This window comes from Cohnella panacarvi Gsoil 349 (assembly GCF_000515335.1).
Taxonomy (GTDB): Bacteria; Bacillota; Bacilli; order Paenibacillales; family Paenibacillaceae; genus Cohnella; species Cohnella panacarvi.
The window spans coordinates 338,267-355,373 of sequence record NZ_KI911563.1 but is presented as its reverse complement, the minus strand read 5'-3'; the positions used below and the strand labels follow the sequence as shown (position 1 = coordinate 355,373).

At 54.4% G+C, this 17,107-nt stretch carries 20 protein-coding genes; 4 read left to right on the top strand and 16 right to left on the bottom strand.

Features of this window, described 5'->3' with window-relative positions; genetic code table 11:
- Positions 1 to 13: 13 nt before the first annotated feature.
- The 8 genes from COHPA_RS0101800 to COHPA_RS0101765 all read right to left on the bottom strand — a co-directional run bounded on the left by COHPA_RS0101800 (position 14) and on the right by COHPA_RS0101765 (position 7,946).
- The gene (locus COHPA_RS0101800) at positions 14 to 1,255 is read right to left on the bottom strand and encodes a Ger(x)C family spore germination protein (RefSeq protein WP_084760245.1); all 1,242 of its coding nucleotides are present in this window, start codon (positions 1,253 to 1,255) and stop codon (positions 14 to 16) included.
- Positions 1,252 to 2,352, bottom strand: coding sequence for a GerAB/ArcD/ProY family transporter (locus COHPA_RS0101795; RefSeq protein ID WP_027084479.1), 1,101 nt, complete (start codon positions 2,350 to 2,352; stop codon positions 1,252 to 1,254). The genes COHPA_RS0101800 and COHPA_RS0101795 overlap by 4 nt, the downstream gene beginning before the upstream one ends.
- Positions 2,349 to 3,995: a spore germination protein gene (locus COHPA_RS0101790; protein WP_027084478.1), complete on the bottom strand. Its 1,647-nt coding sequence runs from the start codon at positions 3,993 to 3,995 to the stop codon at positions 2,349 to 2,351. Before COHPA_RS0101790 ends, COHPA_RS0101795 begins: the two co-directional genes overlap by 4 nt.
- Before the next feature lie 123 nt (positions 3,996 to 4,118).
- Entirely contained in the window at positions 4,119 to 4,799 is a 681-nt protein-coding gene (locus tag COHPA_RS0101785; protein ID WP_027084477.1) for an AlkZ-related protein, read from the bottom strand.
- 67 nt (positions 4,800 to 4,866) lie between these two features.
- The gene (locus COHPA_RS0101780; protein WP_027084476.1) at positions 4,867 to 5,181 is read right to left on the bottom strand and encodes an MTH1187 family thiamine-binding protein; all 315 of its coding nucleotides are present in this window, start codon (positions 5,179 to 5,181) and stop codon (positions 4,867 to 4,869) included.
- Positions 5,182 to 5,208: 27 nt separating this feature from the next.
- Positions 5,209 to 6,099, bottom strand: coding sequence for a prenyltransferase/squalene oxidase repeat-containing protein (locus COHPA_RS25400; RefSeq protein ID WP_027084475.1), 891 nt, complete (start codon positions 6,097 to 6,099; stop codon positions 5,209 to 5,211).
- Entirely contained in the window at positions 6,096 to 7,046 is a 951-nt protein-coding gene (locus COHPA_RS25395) for a helix-turn-helix transcriptional regulator (protein ID WP_169733235.1), read from the bottom strand. The genes COHPA_RS25400 and COHPA_RS25395 overlap by 4 nt, the downstream gene beginning before the upstream one ends.
- A 141-nt stretch (positions 7,047 to 7,187) precedes the next feature.
- Complete coding sequence (locus COHPA_RS0101765; RefSeq protein WP_027084473.1) at positions 7,188 to 7,946, bottom strand: SDR family NAD(P)-dependent oxidoreductase; 759 nt, start codon at positions 7,944 to 7,946, stop codon at positions 7,188 to 7,190.
- Between the two features lie 118 nt (positions 7,947 to 8,064).
- On the opposite strand from COHPA_RS0101765, the gene COHPA_RS0101760 reads away from it, so the two are divergent.
- Complete coding sequence (locus tag COHPA_RS0101760) at positions 8,065 to 8,448, top strand: MerR family transcriptional regulator (RefSeq protein WP_027084472.1); 384 nt, start codon at positions 8,065 to 8,067, stop codon at positions 8,446 to 8,448.
- A gap of 104 nt (positions 8,449 to 8,552) precedes the next feature.
- On the opposite strand, the gene cysI is transcribed toward COHPA_RS0101760, so the two are convergent.
- The 4 genes from cysI to COHPA_RS0101740 form a co-directional block, all read right to left on the bottom strand.
- Positions 8,553 to 10,277 (bottom strand): assimilatory sulfite reductase (NADPH) hemoprotein subunit, encoded by a 1,725-nt coding sequence (gene cysI, locus COHPA_RS0101755; RefSeq protein WP_027084471.1) that lies wholly within the window; start codon positions 10,275 to 10,277, stop codon positions 8,553 to 8,555.
- 39 nt (positions 10,278 to 10,316) lie between these two features.
- Positions 10,317 to 12,155, bottom strand: coding sequence for an assimilatory sulfite reductase (NADPH) flavoprotein subunit (locus tag COHPA_RS0101750; protein ID WP_027084470.1), 1,839 nt, complete (start codon positions 12,153 to 12,155; stop codon positions 10,317 to 10,319).
- A gap of 163 nt (positions 12,156 to 12,318) precedes the next feature.
- Positions 12,319 to 13,065 carry a molybdate ABC transporter substrate-binding protein gene (modA, locus tag COHPA_RS0101745; protein ID WP_156926730.1) on the bottom strand — a complete coding sequence of 249 codons (747 nt, stop codon included), beginning with the start codon at positions 13,063 to 13,065 and terminating at the stop codon, positions 12,319 to 12,321.
- Positions 13,066 to 13,239: 174 nt separating this feature from the next.
- Positions 13,240 to 13,494, bottom strand: coding sequence for a hypothetical protein (locus COHPA_RS0101740; RefSeq protein WP_027084468.1), 255 nt, complete (start codon positions 13,492 to 13,494; stop codon positions 13,240 to 13,242).
- Between the two features lie 60 nt (positions 13,495 to 13,554).
- Between COHPA_RS0101740 and xerS the strand changes: the two genes are divergently transcribed.
- A complete protein-coding gene (gene xerS / locus COHPA_RS0101735) occupies positions 13,555 to 14,643 on the top strand; it encodes a tyrosine recombinase XerS (protein ID WP_027084467.1) in 1,089 nt (362 codons plus the stop codon).
- A gap of 41 nt (positions 14,644 to 14,684) precedes the next feature.
- Here xerS and COHPA_RS0101730 read toward each other — a convergent pair whose 3' ends face one another.
- From COHPA_RS0101730 to COHPA_RS0101715, 4 genes are all read right to left on the bottom strand, one after another.
- A complete protein-coding gene (locus tag COHPA_RS0101730; RefSeq protein WP_027084466.1) occupies positions 14,685 to 14,942 on the bottom strand; it encodes a hypothetical protein in 258 nt (85 codons plus the stop codon).
- Complete coding sequence (locus COHPA_RS0101725) at positions 14,926 to 15,543, bottom strand: DUF3990 domain-containing protein (protein WP_027084465.1); 618 nt, start codon at positions 15,541 to 15,543, stop codon at positions 14,926 to 14,928. The genes COHPA_RS0101730 and COHPA_RS0101725 overlap by 17 nt, the downstream gene beginning before the upstream one ends.
- 154 nt (positions 15,544 to 15,697) lie before the next feature.
- Positions 15,698 to 16,027 carry a YnfA family protein gene (locus tag COHPA_RS0101720; RefSeq protein WP_027084464.1) on the bottom strand — a complete coding sequence of 110 codons (330 nt, stop codon included), beginning with the start codon at positions 16,025 to 16,027 and terminating at the stop codon, positions 15,698 to 15,700.
- A 10-nt stretch (positions 16,028 to 16,037) separates the two neighbouring features.
- Complete coding sequence (locus tag COHPA_RS0101715; RefSeq protein ID WP_027084463.1) at positions 16,038 to 16,433, bottom strand: MerR family transcriptional regulator; 396 nt, start codon at positions 16,431 to 16,433, stop codon at positions 16,038 to 16,040.
- 76 nt (positions 16,434 to 16,509) lie between these two features.
- Between COHPA_RS0101715 and COHPA_RS22815 the strand changes: the two genes are divergently transcribed.
- Together COHPA_RS22815 and COHPA_RS0101710 are read left to right on the top strand one after the other, a co-directional pair.
- Positions 16,510 to 16,761, top strand: a complete 252-nt coding sequence (locus COHPA_RS22815) for a hypothetical protein (protein WP_156926585.1) — start codon at positions 16,510 to 16,512, stop codon at positions 16,759 to 16,761.
- Position 16,762: 1 nt separating this feature from the next.
- Positions 16,763 to 17,104 carry a hypothetical protein gene (locus tag COHPA_RS0101710; RefSeq protein WP_027084462.1) on the top strand — a complete coding sequence of 114 codons (342 nt, stop codon included), beginning with the start codon at positions 16,763 to 16,765 and terminating at the stop codon, positions 17,102 to 17,104.
- Positions 17,105 to 17,107 lie beyond the last annotated feature (3 nt).

Sequence of the window (17,107 nt, the reverse complement as noted above, 5' to 3'; positions counted from 1 at the left end):
TACATTGTCCTTGTTATTTCGCTTTCATTCCGACGCGACGCATTCTCGTGTTTACGGTGACTTCAACATCGACGTTCGGATACATCTCTTGCCATGCCCCTTTCGTAATCACCTTTTTATTCCAGTAATTCGGCAATTTAGCTCGAACGTATTCGCCGAAGCCGAATATGTCGGAATGAGCCTTCTGCGTCTTCTCGATCAAGTTTTCGCAGGCTTTCTTGAGCGCCTTGCGATTGGTGTCCTCGATTTCCTTGAGAATATCGCTGGAGTTGATCGAGAATTGCTCGCTAATCTTCTCTTCCATGCTGATCTCGGTGAAGATTGACACCTTGAAGTATGGTTTTCCGTTACGAATTGAAGCTTTAATCATAGACTTGCGTGAAGTCGCATAGATCGTCACGGTCCTAGACGGATTATTGCCGATAGGGACGAAGCCGCGATAACCGGCAGGATTTAACCCTTTTATCCCCATATAAGCAGCAATGTCGAACGGCAACGTCGAACCGACCATTTTGTCGTAAGTGAATATCGCCATGCCTTGCACCTGAATGTTCTGCTCCTTGCGGATTTCCACGTAAGGCAGGAAAGCTTCTTGTCCTTTCTTCGACGTATTGCTCCAGAACATCCCCACGTAATTCACCGGGAATTTGCCCAGTCTGACGGCGTTGTCCAGCGTGGACATTAAGTACAGCGATGGTACGCGTTCCAGCTCCGGCGCGGCTCTCATCACCTCCAGTGCGCTTCCTTTGGAGACCATCATCCAAGCCATGCGCCGAACTTCCGGATTACGGCGGAGATAATCGTTCAAATTCTGCAAACCATGACGGGCTAGAGCCTCCGATACGACGATTACGCGCAGGTGGCCGAAGAACAGTCTGCCCGACACTTGCTGCTGCAAATTCATAAGCGCATCGTCCAACGTATGCCCGACCACGTCGATAACCCATACGGTCCCCTCGGAACCGCCTTTTCCTCCGCCGCCTTCGCCGGGACCAAGCGGAATTCGGCCGGGCAGTGCGATTTGCACGGCGACGCGCAACATTCGTTGATTCGGAACCGGAAAAGCTCCTTTCAGATGGGAGACGTCCGACTCTTCTTTCGCAGCACCGGGTTTCTCCAGATCGACCGAAATGCCGAGTACGACGGCACGTTCTTCGATTTCAAGCCGATCCCAGCAGCCGGTCAGAACGGGAACGACCATGCCTATCACGATAAGCAGCTTTATCGTCTTAGCAAACTGCGCCGCGAACATCATCGGTTCCCCCTTTTACGACGCACAAGGGCTATCATCCATAGCAACATCGGGTAGCCGATCGTAAGAATCAGTCCGATACGCCCGACGTTCTCGATAATCTCGTACATATGAAGAATACTTCGCGGCAGCATGGCCATGACATATACGGTCGGCAGAAGGAAGAAAGAGAACATCTTGTGATCTCCCAGACGAAAGAGCTTGCTTGCTTCCTTGATCGTAAAAAAATAGCTGGAGAACAAGGTCGTGAATACGGCGGTTACCCATACGGCCAGAAAGGCGGCATCAAGCCGCTCCAACACGTTCGCGGGCAGCGAAGTCCCCTTAGCCAGCTCTAGCGTGGGCCATAGTAAATTTTTGATCTCTTCCGATCCGAACACCCCGACCGTCGCCGCGACGATCGTCACGTACAGTCCGCCGGCAATCAGCATTCCCCAGGCGCTTGCCGTTAGCGCCTTTTCCGGTCGGCGCATCGCCGGAATAACCAACGTCATGATGAACGAACCTTGGAATAGCGCCGTGATCGTTAATAGACCTTCCCACAGTTCCGGTCTCGTCCATGACACGTTCCCCCACATCGGCTGCAGGTTAAGTCCATCGGCGTTTTTCAACGAGAGAGCTACGATCAATAACGCGGGAAAAAGCAGTAGCGGAAAGTAAAAATGATGAATGTACGCAAACGTAGTCACCGAGTTTCTTGTCGCGAGCGCCGCTAGCAGCAGCATGACGATGACCGTTACTTCGAGCGGCGTGCGCGTGAGTACCGACGTAATGACGACTTCGCCGAATTCTCTGGCCGTTAGCGCGCTCAATATGGCGAAGTAACCGATGAGCAACGCGCTGCCAAGACGCCCTAGCCACTTCCCGATGATGTCTTCGCTGTACTGGGTAATGGATTGTTTCGGGAACCGCATGCCGAGAAGCGAGATGACCGCAAGCCCGACGAAGGCGAGCAGAACGCTGACCGCCGTCACGAGCGGCGCGCCGGATTCCGCGGCACGAACGGCGAACAAGGGCAAGGCCAGGACGCCGACGCCGATGATCGTGCTGACGAGAATCGCCGCGCTTTGGATGGCGGTAATCTGCCTTTCGTCCTTCATTCTTCTGCGTCCTTTCGTTCTTCCTTGAACTTCAGGGGGTTTAGAGGGCTTCCCTTGGAATCAGCTTGTTCATCGACAGCTTGACCGCTAATCCTCGTGTGATCTTGCGGAAATAAGAACGACGGTCTTTTCCTCATCAAGGAGAACGGAAAGCGAACGACCGTGTCCTTCATCCCTTCGAAGTTGCCCGGAACGAGCGGGGACATGTAAGGCACGCCGAACGACTTCAATGACAGGATGTGGTTCGCGATGACGATTAAACCAATCATCACGCCGTACAGACCGAATATACCCGCCATAATGATAAGCGGGAATCGGAGCAAGCGAAGCGCTAGCGCGGCGTTGTATGCAGGCGTCGCGAACGATCCGATCGTCGTAAGCGCGATAATGACGACGGTGATCGGACTCGCGAAGCCGGCGGATACCGCCGCCTGTCCTACGACAAGAACGCCGACGATGGACAACGCGCCGCCTACTTGCTGCGGCAACCGGATCGTCGCTTCGCGCAGCACTTCCATCGAGATTTCGATGACGAGCACTTCGATGATCGCCGGGAACGGCACGCCTGCTCTTCCTCCCGCGACCGCAACCGCGAATTCCGTCGGGATCAGCTCCGGATTGAAGGAAATGATCGCCACGTACAACGAAGGAAAGACGAGCGAGAACATCAGCGCGATTAACCGTGCCAAGCGCAGAGCGCTCATAAGCAGGAAACGTTCCGTATAATCCTCCACCGTCTGATAGAACTGATTGAACACGGTCGGAACGACGAGCGCCATCGGCGAGCCGTCGACCATGATTGCGACTCTGCCTTCCAGCAGGTTGGCGGCCACCTTATCCGGACGTTCCATATATTGAACCTGCGGAAAAGGAGAATAGTGATTATCTTCGATAAATTGCTCGAGATATCCCGAGTCGAGGACAGCGTCGATATCGATTTTGGACAACCGTTTATCGACTTCGGCAACCAAATCTGGATTCGTGATTCCCTCCATGTAGCAAACGGCGACCTTGGACTTCGTTCTTCTCCCGATTTCCATCGTTCGAATTCGTAGATCGCTCGTCTGCAGCCGGTACCTTAGCAAGGAGATATTCGTTCCGAGCAGCTCGATGAAGCCTTCACGCGGACCGCGAATGACTTGTTCGGTCGCCGGCGTATCGATTGACCTCTTGTCGATATTACGAGTATCGATCAAGAACGCGTCATACAGACCGTCCACAAGGACGATCGTGTTGCCTTGGAGTATGGCATTCACGAGCGCTTCTAGTTGCCGCTCCAGCTTGCAGGCGCTATGGTAGATCGCATCATTCAGAAGCACTTCGGTCAACTGGCCGAGCTCGAATTCTTTGCCTTCAAGATGCGAAGGCACGTACATGAACGGTTTCAGAATGTCTTTGTTGATCAGTGCTTGATCTACCATGTTCGCGTAATAGCACATGACCGCCGGATACCGCCCGAAGACGTGAAACCGGCGCATGACGAAATCGTTGTTCAATCCGAGCAATTCTTTGAAAAATCGTTCGGACGACGTAAGTTCGTTCCCGAGCAACTTGTCCTTGGAATGCTCTAGCGCCTGCTCGAGCGAATGGTCTTGAACGTCAGCGGAGGCTGTCTTCCTCGGTTTTCTAGGTCTTCTCAGCATCGGATCACCACCCGGGTATAACGCTTCGGTGGTTATTATTTGGCATTCGCTCTACAATTAACCATCCGATACATAAGAAAGCCGACCAGATCGTATCTCTGGTCGGCTTTCTCTTCCTTGGCGCTATAGTCTAAGCAGCTTCACGAAAGACTTCATCGTTGCCTCGCTGCATCTTGCCTGCAGCCAATCTTGAATATGGCGCTCGGCGACGCCGCGATCCGTCGGGCTCGCTTCTATCCGATGAGTGCCCATCCAATGCTCGGCGGTTTCGAACGACGTGCTGTTCCAGCCGTTCTTGTCGCCGTTATCGTTCAGGCGTTGCTTCACCCCGGAGATGACGATGTCCATGCCGGCTTGCAGCTCCGTGATCGCTAGATCGTACTCTTTCTTCTGCTCCGTGGCGGATAATCCGCTAAGCTTCCGCAAGGCGCGCGTTTCGATGCCCGGATTCTCTTCGATGAGCCGGTATAGATCTTTCGCGGTTGTCGAGATCAATCCGTCTGCGTAGCGCTGAAGGGCACTGGCGGTATGCCCGATGACGGCCTTCATGGCAGGCACGAGTTGGCTTGAGATCAAGATCGATTTCTTCTTGAGGAACTTCCCGTACGCCGCCACGCCGTCCGCCGGGAATCGCGCCCGCCACAGCCAAGGATCTCGTTCGGTTTCCGTATACCAATCCGCTTTGTTCGTGAGACTTTCCAAGGAAGGATAATCCGGGAATAGCGGCGATAACGGCAGAATGCCGATTTCCTTGATTGCGTCTATCGCAGCTTCGTAACGCTCGATCTTGATGGCCGTTTGCATCGAACTTAACCCCTTCACATCATTGGTTTACATAATAATTATTACGAATACAGGTGAAAACTTCTATTTATTTAATCTCATTAATCTTTTCTTCAACGGATCGCAGCTTTTGTTCCATCGTACCGACCTTATCGCGCCGATCATCGATCGTGAGCGACGTCGACACTCTCATGGCGCCGTTCTCGAACGGCACTTCGTGCATGCGTCTGACGATCGCGATGAGATCATCCAGATCGCCCTCGATGATCGTGCTCATCGGCGTCAGCTCGTATTTGACCCTTCCTCCCTCTTGCTCGAGCACCCGGTGCACCGCCGCTACATATTCGCCGACGCTTGTCGATCCAGTCCCCAGGGGTACGATCGTCACTTGAACGATTGCCAACTCAAATTCCTCCTCTATTCATCCGTTTCATAGCTTCTCATATGATCTGAGCGTCTTGAGCCGTTCGACCGTCAACCAGCCGCGCCATTCGGATTCGGCGCCGGCGCCGACAGCCGGCCAGCTGATCATCCATCCGCCGTCTTCCTGCTGTTGATCGAGGATGGCGTTCAAATGAACGTTCAGCTCGTCCGTTGTCACGAATTTGCCCGAATAGCTCCCGCGCGCCGGCGCCCAATCCAGCACCTTCTGCACGTAACCTTGCGCATTCGGATCGCGTTCGATCGTTCCCGGTTTTTGCAGCCATTCGTCAACTACCGCAAAATGATGGCTCGCACGGCTTTGATCGGGTGTATGACGCAAAAACTCGACCCATTGGATACCGTCGTGATAGCCGTCTGGTCTAGCTTCCTCCATATATCTCCATAAATAATCGACGCACCGCTTAAACCAATCTTCCTGGAAAACCGCGACATTCGCCTTCTGCTTATAGAGCAAGCCGATAATCGTACCCGTCGGATTGATAGAAGGAACGTCATCCCGTTCGACCATCCACCACGGGGCGTGAGGGTATTCGAGTGCGCTGCGGAACACGAGTGGGAATCCGCCGTCCGGCAACGTAATCTCGCTCAAGTAACGCAAGATTCCTTCCATGATCTCCGGATCGAAAGCGCCGATCTCGTCCATGATGTGCAAAGCCATCTCCGTCGGAACGGGCTGACTCTGCGGGCAGCGGATATCCGGCTCGAGCGCGTTGCCGAATCCGCCATCGGCGTTCTGATAGGCGCGCAATACATCCAGTACCGCCTGCTTGGAGCCGCCCTCGAAATGATACTCGAACCTTCTGCGATCCAACAATCTGCCGTTCTTATAGAGGAACGACTTCGCGAGCTCCAACACGTTCGCACCGTTGTGCATCATCTATCAGCCTCCTGATATCTTTCAAGCGTCTGGTTCGCCATACCGGCAATCTCTTGGCGCAGCCTAGCAGACTCAATGACCTCCGCGTCTATCCCTAATCCGTAGAAAAATCGCACCGCCCATTTCCACTCCGAGAGAGGCAATTGTATATCGAGGTACCACGAATCGTCCGAAATCTGCTTTACGCTGTCGCCGATATGGATGTCTTGCTCCGCCAGCAGCGCTCCTCGGTACGTCAGCTTGGCCACGATTCGAGTATGCTGCTCGTCCGAAGCCGTCACTGGTTTATTCGCTCTTGCATCGCTGCTCGATTCCTTGGGCGCTTCGGCCTCCTCCAACGAGTCGAATCGATCGATGCGGAACGTCCGCTGCTCGCCATGCGTCGCCGAATACGCTTCGCAGTACCAATACCCGTGGGCGGCATAGATTTTGTGCGGATGCAGCAGCAGCGAACGCCGATGATTCTCGGAACGGTACATAACCGTAACCCATGCAGAATCTGCAGTGAAAGCCAGCAACGCGGCCAGGTGCGGCGTCTTCACGATCCGCTCGGGCACGGCCAGCTCCACGCGATCCAGCATCGGCAGGGCTTGCTTCAGCGTCGTCTCCGGCAAGACGGCTTTAATCTTGTCCATGGCCGTCCATCTCGCGTGCTTGAACGGAGTATCGGCCAGCTTCGTCAGACTGTGCAGCGCGAACAACACGGCCAGCGCCTCGCTGGCGTCGAGTTGCAGCGGCGGCAGCTGAAACCCTTCCATAAGCCGGAAACCGCCGGTCGGTCCCGATGTTGCATAGAGTGGAATACCCATCTCGGATAACGCCTGCATATCGCGCAGAATCGTCCGCTTATTCACTTCGAACTTGTCCGCGAGCCTCTGAGCGGTTTCCGGCTTCTGCTGGAGCGCGATCAGTATAGCCATCAATCGATCCAACCGTCTCAATGCCATTTCCCTCCAGTCACAAACCCATTATAGCACCCGATTGGTGACAAGAAGCATGTCATCGATTTTCCCCCCACGATAAAAAACTCGCCCTCAGCCATCTTGTGATGACCGAAGTGCGAGTTCTTAACCAATGAATATCGGCAATTACAAGTTCATGCCCCCGGATGCCTCGATTCGCTGCCCGTTAATCCAGCCGAGCTCGTCGGTGCAGAGAGACGCCACAACGCCTCCGATGTCCTCAGGCTCTCCGACGCGTCCGAGCGCGATCATGGAGCCGATATGCTTGCGCCCCTCCTCATTGACGTTCAAGCCGTTGAAGTCGGTCGCGATCGCGCCCGGCGCTACCGCGTTCACGCGAATGCCTCTTGGCCCGAGCTCCTTCGCCATATACTTCGTCAACACCTCGATCGCGCCTTTCATCGCGGCGTACGCGCCGTAACCCGCGATCGAGAACCGAGTCAACCCCGTCGACAGATTGATGATTGCCCCGTGGTCGTTCATATGAGGCACAAGTTTCTGCGTAAGGAAGAAAACGCCTTTGAAATGCACGTTCATGAGGCTGTCGAACTGTTCCTCCGTCGTGTTCGCGATCGGAGTATTAAGGCCGATGCCGGCGTTGTTAACGAGATAATCCATGCGTTCTGCATTCCACTTCGCCCGCAGCAACTCGGTAAGCTCCAAGACGAAAGAACCGAACGATGCCGCATCGCCTGCATTGAGGTATAACGAAGCCGCCTTACGCCCGGTGCGTTCGATTTCGCCGACGACCGCCTCCGCTTGCTCCTTCTGCGATACGTAAGTAACTATAACGTCGATCCCTTTGCGAGATAATGCCAGAGCGGCATCTCTGCCTAATCCGCGGCTGCCGCCCGTAACGAGCGCGATTTTCGTAACGTTGTTCATGAGAATCTCTCCTTTATTTTTCGCATTGCAATCCATGTCTCCGTGACATAAGCTAATGTTAAACGTTAGAGTTTTATCGAAGTCAAGGGTATGGCGAAAAATAGTGCGGAGGTTCTCTATGTACACGATTAACGAAGTCGCCCGAATATGCGATCTGTCGGCTCATACGCTGCGTTTCTACGATAAGGAGGGCCTTCTCCCGTTCGTCTCGAGGACGCCTTCCGGCATCCGCTCGTTCTCGGAGCGGGATCTCGAACTCATCAAGCTGATCTGCTGTTTGAAGAACACCGGTATGCCGATCAAAGAGATTAAACGATATATCGACATGGTCATGAAAGGAGCGGAAACCGTAGACGAGCGGCGCCAGATGATGGTGGACCACCGCAAGGAAGTGCTGCGGCAGATCGACGAGCTGAAGAAGAACGTGAACTTGATCGATCTGAAAATCGCCTTCTACGACACCCACCATGACGCGAAGTTCGCCGCACATCACAATCACTAGTTAGAGTACGCTCTAGCCTATCCGCACGAAAAAGTCCGTATTCCGAGACAGCCGAACATGGCGGTCATGAAATACGGACTTCGTCTTATGGATCAATATCGCGATTAGGCGTGGAAATTCATACCGTCGGTCGTTTCTTTCACGTAACCGGCACGGATCGTGAAGTCGCCGAAGTGTTCGCCCGGGTTGCGCTCCTTCGCATAACGCGCCAGGATCGGACGAAGCGAATCGAGAATCTCGGCTTCGCCGATGTTCTCCTTGTACAGCTTGTTCAAGCGTTCGCCGCGGAAGCCGCCGCCGAGATACATGTTGTACTTGCCGGGAGCTTTGCCGATGAACGCGAGCTCGGCCAGCATCGGTCTCGCGCAGCCGTTCGGACAGCCGGTCATGCGAACGACGATATCTTCCTCAAGAAGTCCGATTTCCTTCAGCATCGGCTCGACTTTCTCGATCAGAGACGGCAAGTACCGCTCCGATTCGGCCATCGCGAGGCCGCAGGTCGGCAATGCGACGCAAGCCATCGAATTGCGGCGAAGCGCCGTATAGTAGCTGCCGTCGGTCATTCCGTACGTATGGAGCAGTTCCTCGAGCTTCTTCTTCTTCTGAGTGCTGACGTTCCCGATGATCAGGTTCTGGTTAGGCGTCAGGCGGAAATCGCTGATATGCAGCTTCGCGATCTCGCGTAAACCCGTGAACAGCTGCAAGCCTTCTTCATCCTTAATGCGGCCGTTCTGGATGAACAGCGTATAGTGCCATTTGCCGTTGCTGCCTTTCACCCAACCGTAGCGATCGCCGTTATGGTCGAAGGAGAAAGGCTTCGCTTCATCGAGCTTCCAGCCAAGGCGATTGGTCAGTTCGTCCTTAAACCACTCAAGGCCGCGGTCGTCGATCGTGTACTTGAAGCGGGCGTGCTTGCGGACGGCGCGGTCGCCGTAATCGCGCTGGATCGTAACGATTTTCTCCGCTACGTCAATGACTTGCTCCGGTCTGCAGAAGCCGATCGACTTCGCGATTTGCGGATACGTCTTCGGATCGCCGTGGGACATGCCCATGCCGCCGCCTACGATGACGTTAAATCCTTGCAGCTTGTTCTCGTTATCGACGATCGCAATAAGACCGAGGTCTTGGGAATATACGTCCACGTCGTTGGACGGCGGAACCGCGATACCGATCTTGAACTTACGCGGCAAGTAGACCAGGCCGTAGATCGGCTCTTGCTCCACGCCCTCTTGGCTGTCCGCGACTTTCTCTCCGTCGAGCCAAATCTCATGATACGCTCTCGTCTGCGGATCGAGATGATTGCTGATCTTGGTCGCCCATTCGAACACTTGCTCGTGCACTTCCGATTGATAAGGATTCGGATTGCACATGACGTTACGGTTAACGTCGCCGCAAGCGGCAAGCGTGCTCAGCATCGCGTCGTTCACTTCGCGGATCGTCTTTTTCAAATTCCATTTAATGACGCCGTGCAGCTGGAACGACTGGCGAGTCGTCAGGCGAATCGTGTCGCCCCCGTACTTCCGGGCAACGCTGTCCATCGCAAGCCATTGCTCGGACGTGACGACGCCGCCTGCCGCGCGGACGCGAAGCATGAATTGATACGCCGGTTCGAGCTTCTGCTTGTTCCGTTCGTTGCGCAGATCGCGGTCGTCCTGCATGTAGCTGCCGTGGAACTTCATGAGCCGGTTCTCGTCTTCCGTAATCGCACCGGTAATCGGATCTTTAAGCGCCTCTTCGAGATTGCCGCGCAAATAATTCGTACGGCGTTTAATTTCCTCTACGTCGCTGTGCGGGGCGCTGTTCGTCGATAGTAAATGATTGTTTGACATCGTTAATCCCTTTCTCCTCTCGCAAGCCTGCAACTCGCCCTAGTATACGTCTCTCTGGTATCGCTTCTGCTGTTGCATACTAGCTACGTATTCCGCAGCTTGCTCCGAGCTCATGTTGCCTTCCTTCTCGATAATCGAGAGGAGCGCTTGATGGACGTCGTGAGCCATCTTCTTCTCGTCGCCGCACACGTACACGTGTGCGCCTTCCTGCAGCCAACGGAACAGTTCGCCGCTCTTCTCCAGCATGCGATGCTGCACGTATACTTTCTGGTCGGTATCGCGGGAGAACGCCACGTCCATCTTCGTAAGCGCGCCGTCTTTCAGCCAGCGTTGCCATTCGATCTGGTACAGGAAGTCCGTCGAGAAATGCTGGTCTCCGTAGAACAACCAAGATTTGCCGCTCGCGCCCGTCTCTTCGCGGTCCGCGATGAACGAACGGAATGGCGCCACGCCCGTGCCCGGTCCGATCATGATGATCGGAGCGTCCGGATTCTCGGGGAGCTTAAAGCTCGTATTCTGCTGAATGAACACCGGAAGCTTATCGCCGCTCTCCACTCGTTCCGCGAGATGGACGGAAGCGACGCCTTTGCGCGCTCTGCCGTGCGACTCGTAGCGGACCGCGCGAACGGTAATGTGCACTTCGTCCGGATTCGCTCTTGGACTGCTGGAGATCGAGTACAGACGGGCCGGGATTTTACGCAGCAGCGTGACGAACGGTTCCGCCGGGATGCCTTTCATCTTGAAGTCTTGGACCAAGTCCAGCAGATCGCGTCCGTTCATGTATTCCTTCAGCTCTTGCTCGCCGCCTGGAGCCAGCAGGTCGCACAGATCCGCGTTAGACGTAAGCGCCTCGATGGCCGTCAAGAGCGGCTTCGTTAGCGTCGAAATTTCGTAATGGTTCAGCAGCGCGTCGCGCAAGCCGCGCTCTTCGCCGCTCTTGCTGACGGTAACGAGTTCGTCCGCGCGCCAATCCATGGCCGCGATCAGTTGATCGACGAGCTCCGGATCGTTCTGCGGAATGACGCCCAAGCTATCGCCAGGTTCGTATTGTAGATGAGATCCCTCAAGAGAGATTTCGACGTGACGCGTCTCGCGATCCGATCCGCGACCGTTCAAATTCAAGTTTTCCAGAATTTCCGCTTGGAACGGGTTGCTCCGCGAATATTCGGATTCCTCGGCCGCAGCGCCCGCAGCCGGAGCCGCCGCACCCGCCGTTGCTACGCCCGCGCCTGCCGAAGCAGATTCGCGTAACGCGCCGGATACCTGCGCAATCCATTCCGTCGCGGCTTCATCGAAATCGACGTCGCAATCGATGCGAGGGACAAGTCTCTTGCCGCCTAGCTCTTCAAGCTTTTTGTCGAAGTCTTTGCCCGTCTGGCAGAAAAACTCGTAAGACGTGTCGCCGAGCGCCAATACGGAGAACCGAAGATCGTCCAATTGCGGCGCCCGCTTGCTATGAAGAAATTCGTAGAAGGCGATCGCGTTATCCGGCGGCTCCCCTTCTCCGTGCGTACTGACGACGATGAATAGATCTTGGACTTTCTTGAGCCCGTTCACCTTAAAGTCGCTCATGGACGAAAGCGTCGTCTGCACGCCTTGATCCGTCAATTTCTTGGATAGCTTGGTCGCCAATTTGTGGCTGTTCCCGGTCTGGGAACCGTACAGCACGGTCGCTTCTCTCGCGACCGCCGGGGCAGCGGCTGCCGGCTGGCTCACCGCGGAAGCCGCAGGGTTAGCGCCTGCGGAGGCTGATCCGCCGATCGCGGTCAAGAATCCGCTAAGCCAAATTCTTTGCGTATCCGTCAAGGATGGCAGCAGGCGGTTAAGCAGCTCTGCTTGCTCTTGGTTAAACGGACTGTTCGTCGATTGCAATTCCAACAAAATGCACCTCACGCAGCGTAAAATCCTCGTATTTTGTAAACTTCTCTACATCTCAAGCTATCACAGCGCCCTTGCAGGGTCAATTAGATTGATTTTATAGGTTCTATCAGTTCGGGTTATGCCTCTTGGTTTACATAATAATTATTATTATTCATTCATTCTATGGAAACTCGAACCCGTACTTTCTGAAAATGTCCATCGCTTCGTCGGATCGCAAATAATCGAAGACCTCGTCCGCTTCTTTCCTATGTTTCGTCGCTCTTACGACGCCGATCGGATAAACAATCGGCTTGTAGGAGGCCGGATCGACAGCGAACGCGATGTCCGCCCGGTTCGAGGCGAGCGCATCGGTCTTATAGACGAAACCCGCCTCCACGTTGCCCGTCTCTACATATTGCAGCACTTGGCGGACGTCTTTGGCTTGCACGGTTTTCGTGCTAAGCGCATCCCACAGCCCGGCGCCCGTTAAGGCTTCCACCGCGTAGCCGCCGGCAGGCACGATTTCCGGAATGCCGATCGCAAGCTTGACGACGCCGGGCGAACGCAAGTCCTCCAATCTGGTTATCGCCCCTTCGTTGCTCTTAGGAACGATGACGACGAGAGAATTCGAGAGCAGGTTCGCATGCTTGCCCGTTGCGATCAACTGCTTCTCGACCAGCTTGTCCATGTTCGTCTCCGATGCGGACAGGAAGATGTCGATCGGCGCCCCCTGCTCGATCTGCTGCTGCAGCGTGCCGGATGCGGCGAAGTTAAAGCGCAGCTTAATCGAATCGTGCGAGCTTTCGTACCGTTGTTGGACCTCCGTCAGCGCGTCGGTTAAGCTTGCTGCCGCCGAAATCGTCAGGACGACGTTCCCCTCGCTATTTGTCGTATAACGACCGCATCCCGTCGCAATCCCGGCAGCCATCGCGGCGATGCCGACGAGCAAAATCGCTTTACTATATAAGCTTTTCACCTTTATACACTCCCCCTGAAGCTATCCAATCCTTATTTCCTATGTATCCGCAATCCGCGCAATCCGATCGTGACCTTATGTTACAATAGACACAAGGTCGATTAAGTTGATCGAAGCGCACTACGCTTACCTCCTGCGCGGGCGAGTGAACGCCCAGACAAGCGTCGCCACCAGGTAGACGGGCACGACGATCACGATCAATGTCGCGAATTCGGAGAGATCCTCCAACCCCGTACCCGCGCCGTGCCGCAGCATCTCGTATAAGTACAGCGCGTCGGCGATCGCGTAGAGCGCGAACGGAATCCATCGTTGTCTCCACAGCGCACCGCATGTGACCGCAATCATGACGATATCGACGATGATAAACCCGACTTGATTCATAGGGCTCTCCTCTCTTGAAAAACAACGAGCGTCCTCGTACATTGATAGTGAGGTGACACGATGAACCTGCAAAAAAAACGCGACCGCGAGGAACTGGACAAGCACATTCCGCTACTGCCTTGGTACGTCGAAAAATTCATGAATTACAAGCTGCCCGATCTGTCTCCATCTTCCTTGCTCGAATACGCGAGAGATTACGAGAAGTTCTTCTCCTGGCTCATGGCGGAAGGTTTAACCTCTGCGGAACGCATGAGCGCCATTCCGATCGAAGATCTCGAACGGCTGCACATGGACAGCATCGATAACTTCCGCATGTTCCTCGCCACGAAGCGGGACCAAGCGAATACGCGGACGACGATCTCGCGCAAGCTGTCGTCCCTCCGCTCCTTGTTCCACTATTTAAGCCAAATTGCCGAGGACGAGAACTTTTATCCGCTGTTAAAGCGCAACGTCATGGCTAAAGTGTCGGTCAAACGCACGCAGAAACCGAAGGACACGGCGGCCAAGCTAGAAGGAAAACTGCTGCAGGAGCAAGAAATCATCGAATTCATTAACTACATTAATCATGATTACGCCCATGACGTCGCATCGAATAAACAAGCGATTTACGCGCATGAACTGAACCATGTCCGCGATTGCTGCATCGTAAGCCTCATTCTGAACAGCGGGCTGCGCGTCTCCGAGCTCATGAATCTGAACGTCGACGACGTCGACTTCAAAAAGCGGCTCGTGTACGTCTTCCGCAAAGGGAAGAACGACGACACGTTCAAGACGCCCGTCTACTTCCGCACCGACGCGATTGCCGAACTTGAGCTGTATATGAAGGAGCGCGAAACGCGGTACAAGGCGCCGAAGCGGGAGAAGGCGCTCTTCCTCGCCCTTGCGAACGGGAAGAAGGAAGGCTCCCGCATGACGAAGCGCGCCATTCAAGAGATGGTCATGAAATACGCGAAGCGATTCGGAAAGCCGTACTTGTCGGTTCATAAGCTGCGCCACTCGTTCGCCACGGATTACTACTTAAGCAACGACTTGTACAAGACGCAGGAGCAGCTCGGCCATGCTTCGCCGGAGACGACGCAAATCTACGCGCATCTGACGGACAAGACGATGGCGGAAGCGATCGACAAGCGACAAAGCGACGCGCATTAGTTGCCTCATAAAGCAAAAACCACTCGGCGAGAGTGGTTTTGTTATTGTGCGAGCGCTGCCGCCTCTTCCCTGCGCTTCAGAATGGCGTTTACCCATTCCTTGCCGGTACGGCGCTCCTGCTTGGCGATATGAAAATATTCGGCGTAGTCCGCAGCCATCGGGTAACCGCCGATTAATCCGATTACCGGCCGATATTCTTCCAGGATGTCGCGTGCGGCGGCAGCCGTATAGCCGTATAGCTGCTGCATCTGATCGACGATCGCCTTCTCGTACGCGTTAAGCTTAGGACGACCCGCCATAATAACGCCACCTTCTTCCTTGATAGACTTCGTATCCGGATAATTGCAGCATCGGCGCCAGCGACTCCGTGCAGAACGTAATCTGATTGCCGAGCTTTAGCGAATCCAATCTTCGGTTCGCATGATTCCGCGTAATTTTGTCCAGAAACCAGTCGGCATCTTTCTTTAATTTTACTCCACTTGCCACGATTTTACCAGTGTCGGCGTCCGCCATCGGGCCGATCACGATATCCACATGATCCTTGCAGGGATCCGGCGCGCCAGCCGCCACCGTACGGTGTTCATAAATATATTGCGCCCAATGGAGCGATATGCCCGTGAAAATCCGATAGCGCGGTTCGCGCTTCAGCAGCTCGGGAGACACGATGATTTCGAGCACGCACGGATTGCAGGCGTTAAGCTTGTCCTGCATCGCTTTCGCCCATATTCTCGCCTGTTCGAACGAGATCGTCGTGTAGAAGCCTTGACCGAAGTCGCGATTCGGCTTCCAGAAGCGCGAGTTGAGCAGTTGCGTCTGGAAGCCGTCCAAGTAGACGTCCAACGTTCCGTGATACACTTTAGCGGGAAAAACGACTTCGATCGAAATGTCCGGCACCCCCATGCGACTTGACTCGCGAAACTACGAACGCGATGTTCCTATTATAACGGGATTGAAAGATTTTTCCACTATTAGGTTGACATAATATTATAAAAGTAAACTTATAGTCGAGAATTTATTAATGGCATAAAATATGTAGCTGCCTGGTTCGTTGCGTTCATGATCCGCGCGGAGCCCATAACATGACGCAGACGCCGACGATGCAGATCGCGGCGCCAACCCAGTCGTACAGATCGGGCGTCTTTCGATCAACCGCCCATCCCCATAGCACCGCCAACACGACGAAAACGCCGCCATACGCCGCATACACTCTACCGAACGACGGGAAGCTCTGAAGCGTCGGAATGATTCCGTACACGATCAGAATCAAGCCTCCGAGAGCTCCGTACCACAGCGGTCTAGATTCTCTTAGCCATAACCAAACCAAATATCCCCCGCCGATCTCCGCGAGTCCGGCCAGAACGAAAATAATGATCGCCGTTATCATAGCGGTCTCCTTAGCAAGATCCGTTAGATTCTATTTTGTCTAAGCACTCCGACCAGGTCAGGCATTTGCAGCTCAGACCGCTGTCAAGAATCTGAATCATCGAATTCAACTTTCGTTTCCGTTCTTCGAGCTCTGTGCGTTTCTGCTTGGCCATCTGTTCCCAACGCTCCGACAGCGATTCGCCCGACTCGAAGCCTTCGAGCAGAATGGCGATCTCTTGAATGCTGAATCCCGTCTGCTGCGCGATCTTAATAAAGTTGATGCGGTCTAGCAGGCTTTCCTCGTAACGGCGTTGACCGTTGATGCGCGCGGGTGCGGGCAGCAAGCCGACGGATTCATAGTAACGCAGCGTCGACGCATTGACCTCCGCCCTTGCCGCAAGCTGACCGATGCTAATCTCGCCCATAGGATACAGCCCCCTTGACTTCAAGTTAGCTTTAAGTTTTATGCTTGAAATATACTCCATTAGAAAGGTGATGTAAATGAAAAGAAAAGGATTACTTGCGGGACTTGGAGTTATCGGCGCATGTGCCTTATGTTGCGCCTTGCCGCTGCTCGGAGGATTGGCTGCGCTAGGAATCACCTCATACTTCCTGAATCCGTTCGTGTTGTCGGCTCTTGCGCTGATCATGGTCATTGCCGGCGTCGTCTTCTATCAAAGACGCAAATCAAGCGGCTCGTCTTGCATGACGACTGGATGCGGTTGCCAGTCCTGCCGATCGGAAGGAGTATAACGTGGTTAAAGACATCCCCGTCGCTTGTTGTCATACGGCTTTTACGAAAGATGAACGCGAGACGTACGCAAGTATTTGGGAACGATTATCGTCAAGAAGATTCGCAATCACGGAGCTGGAGAACGGTTACCGATTTCAATATCCCGGGGACGCGGAAACGCTGCGGCTTGTCTATGAATGGGTGAGCATGGAGAGGCGCTGCTGTCCGTTTTTAACTTTCGGCGTCACCGCGCGCCATGAAGAGGAACCGATCACGCTCTCTTTAACCGGAGACGAGGAGGCACAAGCTTTTTTACGCACCGAAATGCAGGCCCGGATCGATGCCATTACCGGTCTTTCCTAAATG

What these genes read in the sequence shown, in the direction of transcription:
- COHPA_RS0101800 (WP_084760245.1), bottom strand. Translation starts at nt 1,255, where the DNA reads ATGATGTTCGCGGCGCAGTTTGCTAAGACGATAAAGCTGCTTATCGTG.
- COHPA_RS0101795 (WP_027084479.1), bottom strand. Translation starts at nt 2,352, where the DNA reads ATGAAGGACGAAAGGCAGATTACCGCCATCCAAAGCGCGGCGATTCTC.
- COHPA_RS0101790 (WP_027084478.1), bottom strand. Translation starts at nt 3,995, where the DNA reads ATGCTGAGAAGACCTAGAAAACCGAGGAAGACAGCCTCCGCTGACGTT.
- COHPA_RS0101785 (WP_027084477.1), bottom strand. Translation starts at nt 4,799, where the DNA reads ATGCAAACGGCCATCAAGATCGAGCGTTACGAAGCTGCGATAGACGCA.
- COHPA_RS25400 (WP_027084475.1), bottom strand. Translation starts at nt 6,099, where the DNA reads ATGATGCACAACGGTGCGAACGTGTTGGAGCTCGCGAAGTCGTTCCTC.
- COHPA_RS25395 (WP_169733235.1), bottom strand. Translation starts at nt 7,046, where the DNA reads ATGGCATTGAGACGGTTGGATCGATTGATGGCTATACTGATCGCGCTC.
- COHPA_RS0101765 (WP_027084473.1), bottom strand. Translation starts at nt 7,946, where the DNA reads ATGAACAACGTTACGAAAATCGCGCTCGTTACGGGCGGCAGCCGCGGA.
- COHPA_RS0101760 (WP_027084472.1), top strand. Translation starts at nt 8,065, where the DNA reads ATGTACACGATTAACGAAGTCGCCCGAATATGCGATCTGTCGGCTCAT.
- cysI (WP_027084471.1), bottom strand. Translation starts at nt 10,277, where the DNA reads ATGTCAAACAATCATTTACTATCGACGAACAGCGCCCCGCACAGCGAC.
- modA (WP_156926730.1), bottom strand. Translation starts at nt 13,065, where the DNA reads ATGGCTGCCGGGATTGCGACGGGATGCGGTCGTTATACGACAAATAGC.
- COHPA_RS0101740 (WP_027084468.1), bottom strand. Translation starts at nt 13,494, where the DNA reads ATGAATCAAGTCGGGTTTATCATCGTCGATATCGTCATGATTGCGGTC.
- xerS (WP_027084467.1), top strand. Translation starts at nt 13,555, where the DNA reads ATGAACCTGCAAAAAAAACGCGACCGCGAGGAACTGGACAAGCACATT.
- COHPA_RS0101730 (WP_027084466.1), bottom strand. Translation starts at nt 14,942, where the DNA reads ATGGCGGGTCGTCCTAAGCTTAACGCGTACGAGAAGGCGATCGTCGAT.
- COHPA_RS0101725 (WP_027084465.1), bottom strand. Translation starts at nt 15,543, where the DNA reads ATGGGGGTGCCGGACATTTCGATCGAAGTCGTTTTTCCCGCTAAAGTG.
- COHPA_RS0101720 (WP_027084464.1), bottom strand. Translation starts at nt 16,027, where the DNA reads ATGATAACGGCGATCATTATTTTCGTTCTGGCCGGACTCGCGGAGATC.
- COHPA_RS0101715 (WP_027084463.1), bottom strand. Translation starts at nt 16,433, where the DNA reads ATGGGCGAGATTAGCATCGGTCAGCTTGCGGCAAGGGCGGAGGTCAAT.
- COHPA_RS22815 (WP_156926585.1), top strand. Translation starts at nt 16,510, where the DNA reads ATGAAAAGAAAAGGATTACTTGCGGGACTTGGAGTTATCGGCGCATGT.